Below are 16,692 nucleotides of genomic sequence, written 5' to 3' on the forward strand. Positions count from 1 at the left end.
ACTATGAATTTAATACGTTTTGCTTTAAGGAGACCGATAGCCATTATTATGGTCATTTTTGCCATTGCTTACTTCTCATGGCCGGTCATCAAAAAGATTAAAGTAGATATATTTCCCGAAATAGAATCCCCGGCCATGTATATAGCTATGCCCTATGGAGGTTTGTCACCTGCGTATATGGATGGTTTTATGGCTAATGAATTTCAAAAAGTATTGGTATTTGTAAATGGTGTTAAGGAGATTGATTTTAAGAGTGTCCAAGGACTCACATTAATGAAATTATCCTTCTATCCAGGTACAGATATGGCTCAAGCATCTGCCGAAATCAGTATGCAGGTTTCTAGAGCGATGGGATTCTTGCCGACTGGTGCTGTTCCACCGATGGTTGTGAGATTTGATGGAAGCAGTCTTCCTGTTGGACAGTTGGTTTTCGATTCAGATCAATATTCCGTTGTAGAATTGCAGACCATGGCAAGTACCAAAATAAGGCCTATGTTCGTCAATATTCCAGGGATTACGGCTCCAGCACCTTTTGGAGGGAACATGAGAAGTCTGGTCGTCAATATTGACCCCCGGAAAATGAAAGCCCATGGACTTAGCCCGGAAGAAGTAACCATAGCTGTAACAAAAAATTCAGTCCCTTCTCCAGCAGGAAATGTTAGAATCGGAGACCAAAACCTAATGGCCCCAGTCAATTCGATATCGTCAGGAGTTGATGAATTCCTCCAAACGCCCATTAAATCAATCAATGGGAGAACTGTATTGATAGGAGATGTAGCCTCAGTAACGGATGCTGCAGATCAAACAGTAGGTTATGCTATTATTAATGGAAAAAGATCGGTTTATTTACCCATTATCAAAAAGCCGGATGCATCAACAATAGATGCAGTAGAAAATTTAACCAACGCATTACCGATGCTGGAAAGTCTACTGCCAGAAGGTGTCAAAATTGGCTATGAGTTTGACCAATCGGTCTATATTAGCAGGTCTCTTCATAACTTGATTTTCGAAGGTGCTCTCGGGGCAATTTTAACGGGTTTAATGGTATTTCTTTTTCTACGGGATCCACGTGGTGCATTGATCGTAATTCTGACCATTCCAATTGCAATTATTACAGCAGTCATCACTTTAAGCATGTTTGGACAAACGATCAACATTATGACCTTGTCTGGATTAGCATTATCAATAGGTATTCTGGTTGATGAAGCCACAGTTACGATCGAGAACATTCATCAACATATGGAGTTTGGGAAAAAGAAATCGCGAGCTATCCTCGATGCTTTATTGGAAATATCAGCTCCAAAACTGTTGATTCTCCTCAGTATTCTAGCTGTTTTGACCCCAGCCCTGATGATGGAAGGTATCCCAAGAGATATGTTTATGCCTCTTTCGATGGCTGTTGCCTTCGCCATGATTGCATCATTTATTGCTTCTCAAACATTCGTTCCGATTATGGCGAATTGGATTATGAAAATCAAAAAACATCCAAAGCAGAAAAAGAAGAAATCATTTATTGATAAAGTATCTGTTAAATATGCTTATACTTTAAAATCTTCTTTTAGGAGATCTAAAATAATTGCCATTCTATACGTTGTTGCAGCCATTACTGTTGGATTTATTGCTGTCAGTTTTTTAGGAACTGATATTATGCCTAAATCGGAGGGTTCTGATTTTCAGATTAGGGTCCGAATGCCTGATGGCACAAGATTGGAAAGAACCGAGGAAACTATTAAGTCATTAACAAATTCTTTAATAGCTGATCTTCCGGATAATAGTTTAAAAATATCCTCAGCATTTGTTGGGATGCATCCTTCTGCAAACCCTATCAATTCTATCTTTTTATTCAACAAGACAACTGCTGAAGCAACGTTGCAATTGTCCTTGGACAAATCTAAATTAGGGATGCAAAGGGATGAGTTCAAAGAATTTGTTCGGAAACATATCAAAGAAAAATACCCTAATGTTTCCATCAACTTTGAACCGATGGAGCTGATGGAAAAAATTCTCGGACAAGGCTCAATGACCCCGGTTGAAGTAAAGGTGAGCGCTCCACAAGTAAAGCAAGCTGAAGGATTTGCAGAAAAGATCAAAAAAGAATTGGCTACTTATCCATTTTTGAAGGATGTTCAAATATCAGAACCACTGCATTATCCTACTATAGATATCAAGATTGATCGCAGAAGATTAGCAGAATTCGGGCTTACGGTGCAGGAAGTTTCTCGGAATATATCTGCTACGACTTCTTCAACACGGTTTACGGATAAAAATTTATGGGTAGATCCAAAATCAGGATTAGTTTTCCAGGTCCAAGTGCAGGTACCTGAAAATATGGTCCAAACTCTTCAGGATTTACGGTCAATTCCGGTTAAACAAGGCGCATCAACCCCCATATTAGAAGATATAGCTACTATTACAGCAAATGAAGTGCCCGCTCAAGTAAATAGAAGAGGACCTAACCGTTATGTCAGTGTAATAGCGGATATACATCAAAAAGATTTAGGTTCTGCAAATGCTGCGGTGGATCAAGCACTCAAAAATCTAGGTGAACCACCAAAAGGAATAAGGATTTGGAAAGAGGGTACACTGACCCTGCTCGAAGAAACTTTAGTCGGCTTGTTGTCAGGTTTATCTATTGCCATTGTTGTCATATTTTTTATGATGTCGGCCTATTATCAATCGATTCGGGTAAGTATAGTGATCCTTTCTGTAGTTCCGGCTGTCATTGCTGGATCTGCCATTATGATTTGGATTTGTGGCAGTAGCCTCAATTTGCAGTCTTATATGGGAATCATTATGTCTATTGGTGTATCGGTTTCCAATGCTGTATTATTGGTTAATCAGGCAGAATGGAATCGAAAAAGGCTTAATCTCCCGGCATCAAGTGCTGCAATGGTAGCGGCAAAATCACGATTTAGACCGATCTTAATGACGGCATTAGCAATGTTGGCAGGTATGTTTCCTATGGCTTTGGGGATTGGAGATGGAGGTGAACAAATTGCTCCTTTAGGTCAAGCAGTAATAGGTGGACTGTTGAGCTCAACATTCACTATTTTATTGGTTGTACCTCTGATATTCGGGTTAATTATGAAAAAGGCGTCCTATGGATCACCTTCAATGGACCCAGATGATAAAGAAAGTAAATTCTATTTAGAACAATAAAATATGAAAGCATTTAGCATATTGGGACTCGTTTTTTTATTGGGTGCATGTCAGGCAACCAGCAAAGATTCCGATTCAAAAAAAGATATTCATTCAGAGAATAGAATATCGGTAAAAGTTGTTCAACCTATTGAGCAGCAACCAACCTATTCTTTAAAATTACCGGCAGAATTACATCCATATGAATCTGTAGATGTCTATGCAAAGATCAAGGGTTTTGTACGCAGAATTAATGTTGATGTTGGGGATCGCGTAAAACAAGGTCAAATACTGGCTGTTTTGGAAGCACCAGAAATAGACATACAATCAACTGCTGATAGAGCCAAATCCCAACAATTAAAAGCTAATTTTGAAGTCAGCAAAAGTAGATATGACCGATTGAAAAGAGTAAGAAACCAAAATCGAGGCGCTGTTTCTAATTTAGAATTTGAACAGGCTTACGGGTCAATGTTACGAGATAGTGCAGCATTGGAAGAAAGTAATTTTTCCTACAAAAAATCCAATCAAATGAGGGAGTATTTGGTGGTCAGAGCTCCTTTTTCAGGAGTGATTACACAAAGGAATTTCTCCAAAGGGGCATTAATTGGAGATTTAGGTCTTCCATTTTTTAGATTAGTAGATAACAATCGGTTAAAGCTAAAGGTAGTGGTGCCTGAATTACATGCACAATCAGTTTCTGAAGAGACAGTTGCCAAGTTCAAAGTGTTGAGTAAACCAGATACAACATTTACTGCGAAATTAAAACGTAATTCCTTAGTTATTGATCCTGTATCTAGAGCATTAGCACTTGAGTTTGATGTGCCAAATCATACTAGTGAACTGAATGGTGGGGACTATACGGATGTTGACCTTCAATTGATGCGTAAAAGTCCAACTTTATATGTGCCAAAAACTAGTGTCGTTAATTCTCAGTCAGGCATATTTGTTCTTAAGGTAATCGATAACAATAAAATTGAAAAAATTCCAGTTACATTAGGTGGAAGTCAGGATAAACTGGTTGAGATCTTTGGTGATCTATCAACTTCAGACCGCATTATTGAAAATGCCTCTGAAGAAATTAATTCTAATACTTTAATTCAAATTGAAAAATAATTCAAGAAAAACAGATATGAAAAATATAATATTATCCGCAATAGCATTGTTATTAATGGTCTCAGGCTGTCAAAGTAACTATAAATCGCATTCACAAAATGATTCAAAAGCTATTGAGGACAATGAAGTTCAAGAAGTAAGGAATGTTGAAGAACAAAATTCCTTCAATGCTAGTTTTAAAAATATAAATGGTGAAACCGTTTCTGTCAGTGACTTAAGAGGGAAAGTTGTTATCATGAACTTTTGGGCAACCTGGTGCCCTCCATGTATTGCTGAAATGCCTTCGCTACAAAAATTACATGAAGATTTACAGTCTGAAAAAGATATCGTTTTCATGGCTATTGAAGTTGATCAGAATATTGATAAAGCAGCAAAATTTATGGCAAAAAATAAATATTCACTCCCGCTCTATACTGTAGATTCGGACTTGCCTGAAGAACTTCACACAAATTCAATTCCGATGACGGTCATCCTCGCTAAAAATGGTGACATAGTAGGTAAACAAGTAGGAATGATGGACTTTAAATCTGAAAAACTAAAGCAAGGATTGATAGATTTGACTAAAGAAAACGAAAGATAAAAATGAAATTTTTAATAATTATGGTACTACTTGCTGGATTACATACAGATGATGCCTTGTCGCAAAGCAGAGAAGACCTTCTAACGAAAAATCAACAATACACAGGGACTGCCCCTCAGAAAGATAAGTATAAAGCAGTTTATCAATTGGACACAGATAATCCTGATATTGTAAAAAAGGCCTTTAGGAACATAAACAATCTATTGAAAGATCCTCGATTAGCAGGTAAATTGGAGGTTGAGCTAGTTACCTTTTCGGGAGGAACTGAAGTAATGAGGAAAGATCATGAATATAAGGAACAACTTCTTGAGCTGATTGGAAAAGGTGTTCGAGTTGTACAATGTCTCAATTCTTTAGAAGAAAGAGGGTATAACAAAGATCAGCTGTTTGATTTTATTGGCTATACTCCAAGTGGCAACGGTGAATTGGTGATTTTAGGCAATGAAGGTTGGACAATAGTAAAACCATAGATATTTTCACTATTTCATCCGATAATTAAAAATAAAAAATTAAGAAGGGCGTGTTTACACGCTCTTTTTTTATGTCCATCCTTTTGTGATTTATCCATTTTTCTTACTTAAATAAAATTATCCTTGAAACATACCTTTACAATTTCATAATCTTAAATTCATAATGACTTAACAACTTAAGAGTTTAAGTATTAATTGTTTCATAACTTTAAAAATTTCTTAATGAGTTTTAATTTTTCTAATGATTTAAAATTTGTATAGAATTTTTTAATTGTTTTCTTTTTAAAATTGCTTTTAGTAAATAAAATTAAATGAATTTATTAACAGGTCAAAATTTTGGAATCAATGTGTTTTATCAGTTAAAAATTTGATTACTAGCGCTTTGTTTCTAGTTTTTATTCTAAAATAATTTGGTTTTCATATATGCAAGGGTTTATTTTTGTGAATAATAAAAGTTTAAAAATCTTTATTTTTATTAATTAATTTAAAATAAAGGCTTAATATTATTTTAATAAACCTTAATTAATTTTGTCACCATAACTTAACCTGTTACTACATGAAAAATAAACTAACCCTATTAGGTTCATTGTTTTTAATGTCAATGTCCCTACAAGCACAGACCGATGATGGCATAATTCGCCTAAGCGAATTTGCTTATCCTGTTAAACGTCAAAATCTAAACATTCCCGATGTAAATGGCTTTAAAGTATTGAAATGTGATTTTCATATGCATACAGTATTTACAGATGGACATGTATGGCCAAATGTTCGTGTTCAAGAAGCTTGGAGGGAGGGATTGGATGCCATATCTTATACTGAACATATGGAATATAATCCACATAGTGCAGATGTTAAAGTTGACCATAATCGTTCCCATGATTTAGCTGTAGAACTTGCAAGAGAGAATAATATAGTTTTAGTGAAAGGAACAGAAGTTACCCGTCAAACGCCTCCAGGTCATTTCAACGCTTTGTTTATTCAGGATGCCAATGTTTTGGTTGCAGACAATAATTCTAATTTGGACCAAGAAGCAATCGATAAAGCTTATGCACAAAAAGCTTTTATCTTTTGGAATCACCCCGGATGGAAAGCAACTGCTATCCCTGGCTCTTATGAATGGATCGATTTCGTAGAAAAAATGTACCAAGAGAAAAAACTTCACGGAATTGAAGTAGTAAACGGTCTTGGCTTCCACAAAAAAGCATTGGACTGGGCTCTAGACCGCAATTTGACTATCATAGGAAACACGGATATTCACAATCTAATTGCTCATGACTATAATATTGAAGCACCTGGTGTTCACAGAACAATGACCCTTGTGATGGCGAAAGACCGTTCTGCAAACGGTATTCGCGAGGCTTTAGAAGCTGGAAGAACAGTGGCTTGGTCAAGTAATTACTTGTTTGGAAAAGAAGAAAATGTCCGCAACCTAGTGAATGCTTCAATTTCCGTTTCGCCATCTTACTATGAGAAAACCAACTCCAAAACTAAAGTCTCAACAAAATATTATGAAATAATAAACAATAGCGATCTCTATTTCGAATTGGAAATCAAAGAAGGAAAGGGTACAAAAAGAATCGTTCTTTATCCTGAATCTACACAGATCTTAACTGCTGAAGCTGGTCAATCCAAATTGTCCTATGAAATTGTTTCGACATATATCAGAAGCGATAAACATTTATTATTTGATATCAATCTCAAATGATAAACCTAGGTAAGCAATGGATTTAAAATTTTAAACACAACCCTTATTTAGGCCAAAACCCTGGATGGTAATAACATAAACCCTTTAATTTCTAATAGAAGCGTCCCAGATTTTTGGGACGCTTTTTTATTTTATTTAATGAATCATTAGTAAACTGATGGAAGCTAATATCAATAATAAGAAAGTAAATGCTATTGAATTAAAGAAAAAAATCAACATACCTAAGAGTATGCTGCTTCTTTTTTTGGTTGCATAGAAACGATGATGGGCTATGAAAAAATAAAGCACAACATAAATAAAACCTATACCATATATCCAGGTACTCAGCGTCTTAAACCAATTGTAATGGATCAATGACGGTTCGATGAGATTGAGAATCAGAAAAAATGCAGTTACAAAAAGTAAGAATGAAAAATAATGTAGCGTAAAAACCCCGTGATCATAATACCACCATTTCTTTTTATTATGGAATATATATAGGATAAATGCGAATACCGGTAGATAGAAGAATAGTGCTTTTGGGAAAGTATGCATAAAAACCGTTACGAAACTCTGAACAATTTCTTCAACAGGAGTTTTATTTTCTTTCAGTTCGTAATATTTCTTTGCAAATGGCCTTAATATTTTTCTGAGTGTGGAATTTTTGGCTGTTGTTATAGAGTCATAATCAGCTAAGGATTTGACTTTCGAGATACTTGCTGTATTTTCCGACAAATATGAGTTATCATCATTGAGGGAATCTTGGATCTGCTTATCTCCAGGAATTAGTCTCATTGCCTCTCTTAAATCAATGGAGTCTTCTTTGCTTAAGTTTGGGTTGTTAAATAGATTTTGAATAGCTTTTTGCTCAGATATTTCATTTTGCAAAGAGTCGATTGAAACCTCCTTCTGGTCGCTATGATTATTAATGGTGATAAAGGAGGCAATAAAAAATGTTACAAACGAAATAAAAATATAAAGCTTTACTGGAGGTACGTATTGCTGTCGTTTTCCTGATAAATATATTTTGGTCAATTTCCCTGGGTAGAAGAGTAAGTACTTAATTGTCTTCCAGAATTGACCATCATAGTGCGTAAAATCCTCAAAGAAATGAGTAAATAAATAATGGAATGGTTGTCTATTTTCTGTGTTTTCTTGACCACAATGTGGGCAATAGTGTTCTTCTACAATGTGCCCACAATTGAGGCAATTTTTCTCAGCTCGTAATTTTCCGTGACTCATGGATTGGTTAGTTTTAATGCAAATTAAAATTTTTCTAAATCATTTGAGAAGCATCTCATAAAAAAAATGGAAATTGGTATTTCTTCAACAAACCTTGGAATTGGGGCTAATTTTGTAGTAGATTTTTAACCATTTAAAAAATAAATGGCAGAAAAGATTATATCCTAACATTTACTTAATTAATTTCTTACAATTACTTTACACAAAAAGTCAGGTATGCTAATTCGTTAATATTGACTTAACAATTTGTTAATTCTTAATCTTCAATTTTGTGGAGATGAGAAAAAGTATTAACCGCATATTTCCGATTATACCTCTAATTGGAGCTGCACTTTTCTATTCATGTAGTAACAATGCCAACTCAATTAAGATGAAGGGCTCAGATACGGAAGTTAATCTTGCCGTTAATTTAGCTGAGAAGTTTACTATGCTCGATCCTACATTTAGCATAGCCATTTCTGGAGGAGGTTCAGGTTTGGGAATTACATCCCTGATGAATGGACAAGCAGATATCGCAAATTCTTCCCGTCCACTATCGGCGGAGGAAGTCCAACAGTTCAAAGATAAAAACATTGAAATCAAGACCGTTGTGTTCGCCGAGGATGCTACAGCATTTATTGTCCACAAAGATCTACCAATAGATTCAATTGATGTCGAATCTCTGGCAAAAATCATGGATGGCACCATTAAAAACTGGTCTGAGGTGTCGGATCTTTCTTATCCAATTAATATTTATGGTCGTCAGAGCAGTTCCGGAACTCATTCTTTTGTTAAGAAGAAACTCAAAATTGAGTTTACAAATACAGCTAAAGAAATGACTGGAAACGCGCAAATTATCGAGGGGGTGAAAGCAGATAAAACAGGGATTGGATATGTTGGGGCAGGATATGTGGGGCATGATCCTTCTGCTTCTCATGGAATCAAAATCTTAAAGATCAAAGACAGTAAAGAATCCATAGCTGTTTCGCCTTTGGATCAAACGGCAATAAATAATGGCACTTACTTTTTTCAGAGACCATTGTATCAATTTATTCTTGCAGAATCTTGGGATAAAGTTCGTCCTTTTATAAATTTTGAAAGAAGTCCATCAGGAAGGTTATTGATTGAAGACCATGGCTATTACATCTTAGAAAGTCAAAAAAATGAAATATAAAGCTAGACTATCTCTTGACGTTTTATTCAAATTCGTCTTTAAAGCAACAGGCTTTCTCGTCCTGGCATTGTTGGGAGGGATCCTTGCCATGCTGATCTACAATTCCTTTTCATTCTTTATGAATGTAAAGCCGTTGGATTTTATAACAGGAATGGAATGGAATCCTACAGCAAAAATCCCAAAATATGGGATGTTACCTTTGATTATCAGTACTACGATTGTCACATTCGGCGCCATGATTATTGCGATTCCATTAGGAATTGGTACGGCAGCTTTTATTGCTGAATATGCTAGCCCCAGGCTAAAAAATATTTTAAAGCCAACTATTGAAATGCTGGCAGCAATACCTTCAGTGGTCATTGGTTTCTTAGGGATTGTCGTGGTGAGTCCAGGAATAGCAAGTCTGGCAGATCTCTCAAATGGATTAAATGCTTTGAATGGAGCGATCCTTTTAGCTGTTATGGCATTACCAACTATTATTACCGTTGCTGAAGATGCTATTCATGCTGTTCCTAAAACATACAAAGAAGCGAGCTATGGAGTCGGTGCAACCAAATGGCAAACCTTATGTAAGGTAGTTATTCCTGCTGCGGCACCTGGAATTATAGCTGCGGTGATGCTAGGAGTGGGGCGTGCTATTGGTGAAACCATGACGGTCCTGATGGCTACAGGAAATGCATCAATATTGCCAACTAGCATGTTTGATTCCGTGAAGACCATGACGGCGACTATTGCTATCGAAATGGGTGAGGTGCCGTATCAGACTACGCATTATTTTGCCTTGTATGCCATTGCAACCGTTCTTTTTATAATGACTTTGGCGGCAAATATGTTGGGAGAATATTTTATTAACCGTTTCAGAAAATATCATGCAGCTTAGAAATAATAAATTATCGAGTGTCATCGAATGGGGCACCCTTTTGATAAGTACAACTTTGGTTTGTTTTTTCTTAGTTGTTGTTATTTGGGAAATTGTTTCTAAAGGAGCAAGTCAAATTTCATGGGAATTTGTAAGTCAAGTGCCAACAGATGGCATGACAAAGGGAGGGATTCTAACTCCAATAATCGGTACAGTTTTATTAACCTTGATAACTGCTTTGTTTTCCATTCCTTTTGGTGTGGCTTGTGCGATTTATTTACAAGAATATGCAGAAGACAATTGGTTGACTAGAACTATTCGTGCGTCTATTCGTAACCTCTCAGGTGTTCCTTCCATTATATATGGTCTTTTCGGGTTGGCACTGTTTGTACAGGCTCTTCAATTTGGGACATCCTTGATTGCTGCTGGATTAACATTGGGGCTTTTGTCATTACCTTACATTATTACAACAACAGAAGAAGCGTTGATGCGAATTCCAAATAGTACAAGGGAAGCTGCCTTGGCAGTCGGTGCTACTAAATTTGAAACCATAAAAGATGTGGTCATTCCATCGGCTATGTCAGGCATACTTACTGGGGTTGTATTGACATTGTCACGTGCCGCAGGTGAAACTGCTCCGATATTATTCACAGGTGCTGCCTTTTATATTAACGGGACCAGTGGATTTGTGAATCAAGAATTTATGGCATTGCCATACCATTTATATATGCTTTCAACACAGCATCAGTCCATCGATGAGGTTCGACCGATCGCTTATGGAACAGCTTTAGTGTTGATTGTTGTTGTGTTCTTATTGAACTTGACAGCATTTTATATTCGTTATAAGTACAGAAAAAATGAAAACTAAGTTATCTGCAGAAAATTTAAATATCAGTTTTGGAACAAAGCATGTTCTTAAAAATGTAAATGTGGAGTTCGCTGAAAATGAAATCACGGCATTGATAGGTCCATCAGGATGCGGAAAGAGCACATTATTGAGATCTTTCAATAGAATGCATGATCTATCGCCTGATGCAAAAATTACAGGTTCTCTAAAATTAGAAGACTTAGACCTTTATTCGAGAACAGTACCAGTAACCGAAATCAGAAAGCGCATTGGAATGGTATTTCAAAAAGCAAATCCATTTCCAAAAAGTATTTACGAAAATATTGCTTACGGTTTAAAGATTAACAACTTACCACATGACAAGGCAATCATAGAAAAAGCTCTTCGTGAGGCTTTTTTATGGGAAGAGGTAAAGAATGACCTTAAAATGCCGGCAACGAGACTTTCAGGTGGACAGCAACAACGTTTATGTATTGCAAGGGCAGTAGCTCTGCGTCCTGAAGTCATCTTGATGGATGAGCCTTGTTCAGCACTCGACCCTGTAAGTACACTAAAAATCGAAGAGCTTATTTCTCATCTTAAAGAAAAATATACTATTGTCATCGTTACGCACAATATGCAACAAGCACAGCGAATAGCCGATAAAACCGTGTTTATGTATCTCGGAGAAGTAAAAGAAGAAGGCTATACAAGCCAAATATTCGGAAACCCTATTAACGAAGTAACAGCAAATTATATTACTGGTCAATTCGGCTAAAATTTCAGTGGCAGGTGGGGACACCTGCCACGGCATCTCGCCGTGGTCGGTGTCTCCACCGACCACCAATAAAGAGAGATTATCTCACATCCCACATCTCATTTCTCAAATCTCACATCTCAAATCTCATATCTCACATCCACCTCCATATTTAATTTCTGTTAAACTTAAAATTCAGTTATTTATAATTACAATTTTGTATTATATTTAACTATAAAATAATTTAAGTTATGAAAAATTCATTATTGTTAATTGGCCTGTTAGCTATGACTATTTCAAGCTGCGGTTTAAAGGGTTCTGGTGAGACTGTTGCAGGACCACAGTTGTTGACTGTAGAATTTACAGGAGCGATGGATTCTACCATTCAAAATAACAAGGGGAAAGCAAAATTATTGGCTGTTCCTGCAGATGTTGCAGATGTAGAAGCAACAGTTATAGATGAGGTAGAATTTGAAACCAATGAAATTCCATTCAGTGTGGAGTTTGAAATTCCTGTTGACCATGTGTCTAAAATCAAACCTGAGATTGTTGAAGGAGCACCTGTAAAATATTATATTTCGATGGATTGGGATTCTAATGCCGATGGGGTTCAGGATTCAACAGACGTGATGATTGATTTTGACAAGCAATTCCCACATGTTGATATAACTCAATTGCATCAACAAGTATATGTCAAATAATTTCTCTTTAGTTACAAGCTTATCATTTTAAATGATAAGCAAACAGATTATGCTATTTATTATATAGCTATTTGCACAACGGATGACCTGGTAAATTTGATTTACTAAGTCATCCGTTTTTATCTCTGGATTATAGCACCGCTTTTAGGTGTTCCCATACATTTTCTGCCAATATATGCTGCCCTTCTTTGGTAGGGTGGACCCCATCTGCTTGATTTAGATTTTGAATGCCTGCCACTTTATCCAATAAAAATGGGACTAAAGTCATATTTTGTTCTTTTGCTAGTTTGGGAAATATTGCTGAGAAATCCTTAAAATATTGATCTCCCATGCTTGGAGGTACCATCATTCCTGCCAAAACAAGTTTGCAGTTTGGATATGCTGCCTTGACTTTATTTACAATTTCATTCAGATTCTGAAAGGTAGATTCCGTTGAAATACCTCGGAGCCCATCATTCGCGCCGAGTTCCAACACAAAAACATCAATAGAATCTTTTAATAACCATTCGATTCTATCTTTCCCGCCTGCTGAAGTTTCTCCGCTAAGTCCAGCATTGATACAAGTATAAGGTAAGCCTAATGAATCGATTTTCTGTTGAATTAATGCGGGGAATGCTTCTGATTGATCCGCTAATCCTAAACCAGCGGTCAAACTATTTCCAAAAAACAGGATCTTTTTTTCATTAGTGAGGGGAGTATCTTTTGTACTAGTAGAATCTGTTTTGGACTCTGAATTTTGGGTGGAATTCGAATTATTGCAAGATGCAAGTAAAAAAACAGCAATTGCTGTCATTATTAGTGACTTCATGTGATTCATAAAGCTAATTTAATTAAAATTAATATATAAATTTATTGGATATGTCATCTACTATGATTCTACAAGTACAACATGTTTTCAAAAACTATCAGATTGGAGACAATAATATTCCTGTATTAAATGATATTAATTTCGAGATTGAAACGGGTTCTACGGTTTCAATTGTTGGTCCATCTGGCAGTGGTAAGACCACCTTGTTGGGTTTATGTGCTGGCCTCGACCAAAGTTCTGAAGGTGACATTATTTTGAATGGAATTAAACTGAGTGGTTTGAGTGAGGATAAGTTAGCCGAAGTCCGAAATGAACATGTTGGTTTTGTATTCCAAAACTTTCAGTTGTTGCCCACTTTAACGTCGATAGAAAATGTTTTGGTCCCAATGGAACTGAGAGGGGTGAAGAATGGACAAAAGGAAGCCATGGATTTGCTGGACCGAGTTGGGTTGGCTGCAAGGGCAGACCACTATCCATCGCAATTGTCTGGTGGGGAGCAACAGCGTGTTTCATTGGCTAGAGCCTTCGCCAACAAGCCAAAGATCTTGTTTGCTGATGAACCCACTGGAAACCTCGATGCAGAAACCAGCTTGATCATTGAAGATATGCTCTTTCAATTAAATAAGGAGTCAGGTACAACATTGGTAATTGTCACTCATGATTTAGATTTGGCTGCCAAGACACAAAAGATAATTCCAATTAAAGGAGGGAAGATCCAATGAATTGGAAATGGTTATTTTTAATGGCCTGGCGAGATAGCCGAAAAAATAGGTCTAGGTTATTTCTATTTATATCCTCCATTATTTTGGGAATCGCAGCTTTGGTTGCCATGAATTCCTTTAATATGAATTTAAAAAGGGATATAGATTCTCAAGCAGCTGAATTGATAGGGGCAGATCTTGAGCTCGAAAGCAGAAGACTTCCTGATGCTGAAGCTATGAAATTCATAGACTCATTGAAAGCATTGAGTGATGATTTTGCCAAAGAGGAACGGTTCATGTCAATGATCAGATTTCCCAAGGCTGACGGGTCGCGCTTAGTACAAGTAAGAGCAATTGAAGGCGGATATCCTTTTTATGGTAATGTAGAAACTAATCCCCAAAATAGTTTCTCTGCATTTGGAAAAGAAAAGGGTGTATATGTAGAAAATTCTCTCCTTCTTCAATTTAATGCTAAGGTGCAAGATTCGGTACAGTTGGGAAACAATAGTTATTTGATATTAGGGAATGTACTTTCACAGCCTGGTCAAGCTGCTATTGCAGGTGCGATGGCGCCCTCTGTTTTTGTACCAATTGAACAACTTGAAAATTCAGGTCTGCAGCAAACAGGAAGTAGGATCGAATATCATTATTATTTTAAACTTCCAAAGAATTTTCAAGTAGACAAAAAAATCAAAGAACTTGAAGATAGAATTACTGAACTACAGTTAAGAGCATCAACAATTCAAACAACCAAAGAAAATACGGGTCGTTCGTTCGAAGATATGGCTAGTTTTATGGAGCTTGTCGGTTTTGTAGCTTTATTGCTGGGATGTATTGGTGTTTCAAGTGCGGTACAGATTTATGTTCGCGAAAAATTGATATCAGTTGCGGTGCTGAGATGTTTGGGGACCACTGCTAAACAAGCATTTTACATTTTTTTGATTCAGTTTGCAGGAATCGGTTTGTTAGGTGGAATCATTGGGGCAATATTGGGTTCATTAATTCAATATATCATCCCAATTGTTATGCAAGATGTGCTGCCAGTGAGTCTTTCTACGGGAGTTTCATGGTTGGCAATTCTGGAAGGAATTGGTTTGGGGGTTGTCATTGCTGTTCTATTTGCTTTATTGCCCCTCATGGCAGTCAGGAATATCTCGCCATTAAACTCAATTCGTGTATCTGACAAGGAAGAAAGTCTATTCAAGGATAAGGCTAGTTGGTGGATTTATTTGTTGATTATAGGATTTATTACCGGTTTTGCTAGGCTTCAAATGGATGACTGGGTACAGACCTTAATATTTGTTGTTGGAGTAGGTATTACTTTTTTATTGCTGTATGCTGTTGCCAAGGGATTTACTTTCTTGGTTAAAAAATATTTTCCAAAGAAATGGCCATATTTATGGAGACAGGGATTGTCAAATCTATACCGTCCAAACAACCAAACTGTAATCTTGATGATTTCTATTGGCCTTGGAACTGCATTAATAGCAACCATGTTCCTAGTACAGGATTTATTAATCAATCGCGTTAGAATTTCATCGGAACAGAGCCAAGCAAACATGTTGATGTTTGATATTCAGCCATCGCAAGCCGATGAATTGAAGAGTTTGGCAAATACAGAAGGATACCCAATTTTGGAATCTGTCCCAATTGTGACGATGCAATTGCAAAGTGTAAATGGAACCACGCTCAAAGATGTAGTTGCTGATAGTACCAATGAAGTTAATTCCCGTGCATTTAGAGGTGAGATTAGAGCAACATACCGAGACTCATTGACCTCATCCGAAAGCCTTACCTCAGGAAAATTTGTAGGAAAAGTGGGGAAAAATGATACAGCATCGGTTTCATTGGATAAAGGTTATGCTGAAAACATAAAAGTAAAAGTGGGGGACCGGTTAGAATTCAATGTCCAAGGATTAATTGTTCCAGCAAAAGTCAGTAGTATCCGTCAAGTAGATTGGAATAGGTTTCAGTCGAACTTTAGGGTGGTATTTGCTTCAGGTACGATTGACCAAGCTCCACAATTTTATCTGATGATGACCAAGGTGCCCACTGAAATTGAATCAAGTAAATTTCAACAAAAAATTGTAAATAGTTTTCCAAATGTATCAGTTATAGATATGAATGCAGTTCTAAAAGTGCTTCAAGAAATATTGGATAAAATTGGGTTTATTATTCAATTCATGGGTGCATTCAGCATTCTAACAGGAATAATTGTGTTGATTTCTTCAGTTCGAATCAGCAAATTCCAAAGGATTCGGGAAAATGTTTTATTGAGGACGTTAGGAGCTAGTAGAAAACAGATTTATTTAATTACAATCAGTGAATATCTTTTCCTTGGTTTGCTTTCTGCATTGACAGGCGTTGTAATAGCTCTTGTTGCCAGTTATTTATTGGCGATTTTTGTCTTTGAAAGTGTGTTTGTGCCATCAATTCTTATGATTTTAATTCTGATATTTTTAATTGTAGGTCTAACTGTCATAGTAGGTTTAATCAACAGCTTAGCTGTAATAAATAAATCGCCTCTAGAAGCCTTACGAAAGGAGTAATGATTAAGATATTATTCTATCAAAATTCTAAAAGGTTTTTAACAAACATTTAAATATATCAGTTGTTAAATAAACAAAGAGCTCCTAAATTTAGGAGCTTTAATATTTTAT

General features: G+C 36.4%; 14 protein-coding genes. 12 read left to right on the forward strand and 2 right to left on the reverse strand.

Annotated features, from left to right (window positions below; translation table 11 throughout):
• Nucleotides 1-3: 3 nt before the first annotated feature.
• From CRT24_RS18570 to CRT24_RS18590, 5 genes are all read left to right on the forward strand, one after another.
• A complete protein-coding gene (locus CRT24_RS18570; protein WP_099372644.1) occupies nt 4-3,159 on the forward strand; it encodes an efflux RND transporter permease subunit in 3,156 nt (1,051 codons plus the stop codon).
• 3 nt (nt 3,160-3,162) lie between these two features.
• The gene (locus CRT24_RS18575; protein WP_099372592.1) at nt 3,163-4,251 is read left to right on the forward strand and encodes an efflux RND transporter periplasmic adaptor subunit; all 1,089 of its coding nucleotides are present in this window, start codon (nt 3,163-3,165) and stop codon (nt 4,249-4,251) included.
• 16 nt (nt 4,252-4,267) lie between these two features.
• Complete coding sequence (locus CRT24_RS18580) at nt 4,268-4,831, forward strand: TlpA disulfide reductase family protein (protein ID WP_144034613.1); 564 nt, start codon at nt 4,268-4,270, stop codon at nt 4,829-4,831.
• 2 nt (nt 4,832-4,833) lie between these two features.
• Nucleotides 4,834-5,301, forward strand: a complete 468-nt coding sequence (locus CRT24_RS18585) for a DsrE family protein (RefSeq protein ID WP_099372594.1) — start codon at nt 4,834-4,836, stop codon at nt 5,299-5,301.
• Between the two features lie 556 nt (nt 5,302-5,857).
• A complete protein-coding gene (locus CRT24_RS18590) occupies nt 5,858-7,006 on the forward strand; it encodes an Sb-PDE family phosphodiesterase (protein ID WP_099372595.1) in 1,149 nt (382 codons plus the stop codon).
• A gap of 135 nt (nt 7,007-7,141) precedes the next feature.
• On the opposite strand, the gene CRT24_RS18595 is transcribed toward CRT24_RS18590, so the two are convergent.
• The gene (locus CRT24_RS18595; RefSeq protein WP_099372596.1) at nt 7,142-8,227 is read right to left on the reverse strand and encodes a DUF3667 domain-containing protein; all 1,086 of its coding nucleotides are present in this window, start codon (nt 8,225-8,227) and stop codon (nt 7,142-7,144) included.
• A 277-nt stretch (nt 8,228-8,504) separates the two neighbouring features.
• On the opposite strand from CRT24_RS18595, the gene CRT24_RS18600 reads away from it, so the two are divergent.
• The 5 genes from CRT24_RS18600 (at nt 8,505) to CRT24_RS18620 (ending at nt 12,523) form a co-directional block, all read left to right on the forward strand.
• The gene (locus CRT24_RS18600; protein ID WP_099372597.1) at nt 8,505-9,380 is read left to right on the forward strand and encodes a PstS family phosphate ABC transporter substrate-binding protein; all 876 of its coding nucleotides are present in this window, start codon (nt 8,505-8,507) and stop codon (nt 9,378-9,380) included.
• On the forward strand, nt 9,370-10,260 hold the full coding sequence (pstC, locus tag CRT24_RS18605; RefSeq protein WP_099372598.1) for a phosphate ABC transporter permease subunit PstC: 891 nt from the start codon (nt 9,370-9,372) through the stop codon (nt 10,258-10,260). The genes CRT24_RS18600 and pstC overlap by 11 nt, the downstream gene beginning before the upstream one ends.
• Nucleotides 10,250-11,107, forward strand: a complete 858-nt coding sequence (gene pstA, locus CRT24_RS18610) for a phosphate ABC transporter permease PstA (RefSeq protein ID WP_099372599.1) — start codon at nt 10,250-10,252, stop codon at nt 11,105-11,107. The genes pstC and pstA overlap by 11 nt, the downstream gene beginning before the upstream one ends.
• Nucleotides 11,097-11,843 (forward strand): phosphate ABC transporter ATP-binding protein PstB, encoded by a 747-nt coding sequence (gene pstB / locus CRT24_RS18615; RefSeq protein ID WP_099372600.1) that lies wholly within the window; start codon nt 11,097-11,099, stop codon nt 11,841-11,843. The genes pstA and pstB overlap by 11 nt, the downstream gene beginning before the upstream one ends.
• Before the next feature lie 230 nt (nt 11,844-12,073).
• Nucleotides 12,074-12,523 carry a hypothetical protein gene (locus CRT24_RS18620; RefSeq protein ID WP_099372601.1) on the forward strand — a complete coding sequence of 150 codons (450 nt, stop codon included), beginning with the start codon at nt 12,074-12,076 and terminating at the stop codon, nt 12,521-12,523.
• A 130-nt stretch (nt 12,524-12,653) separates the two neighbouring features.
• Here the strand turns inward: CRT24_RS18620 and CRT24_RS18625 are convergent, their stop codons facing one another.
• Complete coding sequence (locus CRT24_RS18625) at nt 12,654-13,331, reverse strand: arylesterase (RefSeq protein WP_257214093.1); 678 nt, start codon at nt 13,329-13,331, stop codon at nt 12,654-12,656.
• Nucleotides 13,332-13,381: 50 nt separating this feature from the next.
• On the opposite strand from CRT24_RS18625, the gene CRT24_RS18630 reads away from it, so the two are divergent.
• Both CRT24_RS18630 and CRT24_RS18635 read left to right on the forward strand, forming a co-directional pair.
• A complete protein-coding gene (locus tag CRT24_RS18630) occupies nt 13,382-14,053 on the forward strand; it encodes an ABC transporter ATP-binding protein (protein ID WP_180269171.1) in 672 nt (223 codons plus the stop codon).
• 20 nt (nt 14,054-14,073) lie between these two features.
• Complete coding sequence (locus CRT24_RS18635; protein WP_257214096.1) at nt 14,074-16,581, forward strand: ABC transporter permease; 2,508 nt, start codon at nt 14,074-14,076, stop codon at nt 16,579-16,581.
• Nucleotides 16,582-16,692: the final 111 nt, after the last annotated feature.

Source organism: Sphingobacterium sp. 1.A.5, from assembly GCF_002734235.1.
Lineage (GTDB): Bacteria > Bacteroidota > Bacteroidia > Sphingobacteriales > Sphingobacteriaceae > Sphingobacterium > Sphingobacterium daejeonense.